This is a genomic window from Halorubrum tibetense (assembly GCF_042661865.1).
Lineage (GTDB): Archaea > Halobacteriota > Halobacteria > Halobacteriales > Haloferacaceae > Halorubrum > Halorubrum tibetense.
Map to the genome: position 1 here is coordinate 1 of NZ_JBHSWW010000404.1, position 1,595 is coordinate 1,595.

Below are 1,595 nucleotides of genomic sequence, written 5' to 3' on the forward strand. Positions count from 1 at the left end.
GATCGCGAACCCGAGGGCGGTCCGGAGCACCCCGCCGCCGCCGTCGCTGCCGTCGATCCGTATCACGTCCGGCCGTCGGACCGGCGGCGGGTTGTACCTGTCGACGGCGGCGTCGATCACGCCGGTGCCGGTATCGCCCGGGGGAACGGGGAGGGTTTTTGTTCCGCGGGGGTGTGAGTGGAGGCGTGACGACGCTGGTGATCTGCGTGGACCGTTCCGGGGCGATCGGGCGGGCCACGAACGTCCCGATGCCCGTCGCCGGCTGGGAGGCCGTCAGGTCCCTGGTCACCGACGCGGGGCTCGCGGACCCCGAGGACGCCAGCGTCAACTGCCTGCTCGAAGCGCTCCGTGTCGCCCGCGACCTCCGCGACGAGCGGGAGGCCGCGGTCGTCGCCGTCGTCTCCGCCGAGAGCGACACGGCCGTCGGCTCCGACCGCTCGATCGCCGCCCAGCTCGACGACCTCGTCGACCGATACGACCCGAGCGCGGCGATCGTCGTCGTCGACTCCGCCGAGGACGAACGCGTCCTCCCGATAGTCGAGTCGCGGATGCCCGTCGACGGCGTCGATCGCGTCGTCGTCCGGCAGGCGCACGACCTCGAATCCACCTACTACCTGCTGAAACAGTTCCTCGCCGACGAGCAGCTCCGCTCGACCGTGCTCGTCCCGCTCGGCGTCGCGCTGTTGCTGTTGCCCGTGCTGTTCGTCCAGTTCTCGCCGGCGGTCGCGCTCGCGACGGTCGCGGGGCTGTTCGGCGCGGCGCTCCTTTATAAGGGGTTGGGCGTGGACCGCGCCGTCGCGGGGATGCCCGAACGGGTCCGGGAGGCGCTGTATGCCGGCCAAGTGTCGATCGTCACGTACGTCGTCGCCGGCGGCCTCTCGCTCGTCGGGGGGTTTTTCGGCGTGCTGGCGGCCTCCGAGCTGGAGGGTGCGACCGTTGCCGTCGAAGTCATGGAGTTCACGTACGCGGCCGTCCCGTGGCTCGTCGTCGCCGGCGTCACCGCCGCGGTCGGGCGGCTCCTCGACGAGCTGATCCGGGACGAGGGGATCCGGACGCCGTACCTCAACCTCCCGTTCGTCATCGTCGCCGTGGGGCTCGTCGTCCGGGGGTTCGCGGGCTACTTCCTCGCACAGGAGTCGATGATCGACCCGCTGCGCGTCGCCGGGGTCGCGATCTCTCCGGTCCAGCGGCTCGCCGCGTTCATCCTCGTCGGCGTGGTCGTCTCGCTGGTCGGCGTGAAGCTCGCGAGCGACGTGGGCACGGAGACGTTGGAGGAGGTCATCGACGCCGAGAGCGATCCGGACGGGGAGTGACCGTTCCCGCCGCCACACCCGACGGCTTTTCGACGGTGGAGGCCGCGTAGCCGACCATGCAGGTTTACGGGCTCATCGGCAACCCGGTGGAACACTCGTTGTCGCCGCCGCTCCACGAGGCCGGCTACGAGGCGCTCGGGATCGACGCGCGCTACGTCACGTTCGAACCCGGTATCGACGACGCCGCCGCCGCGGTCCGGGGCGCGACGACGCTCGGCGTGGCGGGGCTCAACGTCACCGTCCCGTTCAAACGCGACGTCCTCGACGCGGTCGACCCCGACC

At 71.3% G+C, this 1,595-nt stretch carries 2 protein-coding genes; both read left to right on the plus strand.

What is annotated here, in order from left to right; all coding sequences use genetic code 11:
- Window positions 1-185 precede the first annotated feature (185 nt).
- Window positions 186-1,313, plus strand: coding sequence for a DUF373 family protein (locus ACFQEU_RS15565; RefSeq protein WP_379783643.1), 1,128 nt, complete (start codon window positions 186-188; stop codon window positions 1,311-1,313).
- 56 nt (window positions 1,314-1,369) lie between these two features.
- A partial coding sequence (locus ACFQEU_RS15570) for a shikimate dehydrogenase family protein (protein WP_379783645.1) occupies window positions 1,370-1,595 on the plus strand: 226 nt, incomplete at its 3' end.